This window comes from Xanthobacter sp. BG11Y11_SDJG, from assembly GCF_057364445.1.
Genome location: NZ_JBNFNU010000637.1, coordinates 1 through 1,516 on the forward strand (window position 1 = coordinate 1; position 1,516 = coordinate 1,516).

Annotated in this window: 3 protein-coding genes; 1 reads left to right on the forward strand and 2 read right to left on the reverse strand. The window is 73.1% G+C overall.

Annotated elements, in window-relative coordinates; translation table 11 throughout:
• Positions 1-362, reverse strand: a 362-nt coding sequence (locus AC2W7M_RS25235) for a gamma-glutamyltransferase (RefSeq protein WP_486135829.1), incomplete at its 3' end; no start/stop codon positions are given.
• An 82-nt stretch (positions 363-444) separates the two neighbouring features.
• The gene (phnF, locus tag AC2W7M_RS25240; protein ID WP_486135831.1) at positions 445-1,182 is read right to left on the reverse strand and encodes a phosphonate metabolism transcriptional regulator PhnF; all 738 of its coding nucleotides are present in this window, start codon (positions 1,180-1,182) and stop codon (positions 445-447) included.
• A 154-nt stretch (positions 1,183-1,336) separates the two neighbouring features.
• Here phnF and AC2W7M_RS25245 point away from each other — a divergent pair.
• Positions 1,337-1,516, forward strand: a 180-nt coding sequence (locus AC2W7M_RS25245) for a phosphonate C-P lyase system protein PhnG (RefSeq protein ID WP_486135833.1), incomplete at its 3' end; no start/stop codon positions are given.

Below are 1,516 nucleotides of genomic sequence, written 5' to 3' on the forward strand. Positions count from 1 at the left end.
CCGCGCCGGGGCACGGTGAGCGCGGCGAGAGGGCCGCGCGTCGGCAGCGCGTCATAGCCGAGGTCGCGGTAATGGGCGATGGTGGCGCCGGCTGCGGCGAAGCCGCAGGCCTCGATGTAGCGCACCTTCCCGGACGGCTCGCGGATCAGCCAGAAGCCGTCGCCGCCCAGATGGTTCATGTGGGGATAGACGACGGCGATGGCGGCGGCCGCGGCGAGCGCCGCCTCGACGGCGTTGCCGCCTTCGGCCAGCACCTCGCGGCCCGCTTCCGCGGCCAGGTGGTGGGGCGCGGCGACGATGCCGGTGGAGGCGTGCACGCTCTCGTTCACGTCGTCATAGGTGGGAGCGTCCGTCGCCGCCATGATGTCCTCCGCGCTGCCGCGCCCCAGATGGCGACGGCTCTCGGGGATGTATCCCGCGCGCAGCGGCGAGGCAAAGGCCCCGTCAGGGCTTGAGGATCAGCTGCACTCGGTCGGCGGCGAAGGAGGAGCGGCCGAACTGGAGCGGCACCCCGCTGAGCTCGGTGTCGAGCCGCTCCAGCACCAGGACCGCGCGCCCCGGCGGCAGGCTCAGCACCTCGCTCTCCTGCGCCGTCGCCGGGCGGGCGGTGAGGCGCGTCTCGCGCCGCCGATAGTCGGCGATGCCGAGGGTCGCCAACGCGCGGGTGAGCGAGCCGGTGGCGGCATAGACAAGGTCCAGGTCGCGGCAGCGCGCGTGCGCAAACCAGGAGGTCCCCACCGATATGGGCACCCCGTCCGCCTCGTGGGAACTTTCGATCCGCAGCACCGGCGTGCCCTCGGTGAGGGACAGTTCGCGCGCCACCTCCGCATCCGCCGGCTCCACCCGCGAACCCAGGAAGCGGCCGAACGGCTCGCGCCCGCCGGCGGCGACGATCTCCGAGAATCGCGTGCGCGGACCGATGGGATAGCGCAGCGGCGGCGCCTTCACGAAGGTGCCGCGCCCGGCCGTGGCCTCGATCAGGCCGCGCTCGGCGAGGTGCGCGAGCGCCCGGCGCAGCGTGTGCCGGTTGACCCCGAAGGCGGCGGCAAGCTCGGTCTCCACCGGCAGGCGCGCGCCGGGCGGACGGGCGCCGGAGGCAATCTCCTGCTCGATCCGCTCGGCGATCTGGCGCCACAGCGTCACGCCGCTGCCGCGCTCCACAGCGCCGGCGTCCTCCGTCACGGGGGTGTGACCTTCCGCGTGCAGGCTCCTTAGCGTTTCCGACATCGATGGCTTTCCCGACCGCTCTTGTGCGTTTGTATAGATTATTATACAATCATGTACACCTTTTGCGACGCTCCCCGCGCGCCGCGGCCGCCCCACCCTACTGACCCTCATGCCGGACCATGACTTACCGCCGCAGGCCACCGCCCGGCGCAGAGCGGTGATGGGGCTTCTCGCCCGCGCCCGGCGCGACGAACTCGAGGCCGCGCTGGCGCGCCTGGACCCGGTGCCCGCCGTGAGCGATCTGCGGCCGCCCGAGGTGGGCCTGGTGATGGTGCGCGGCCGCATCGGC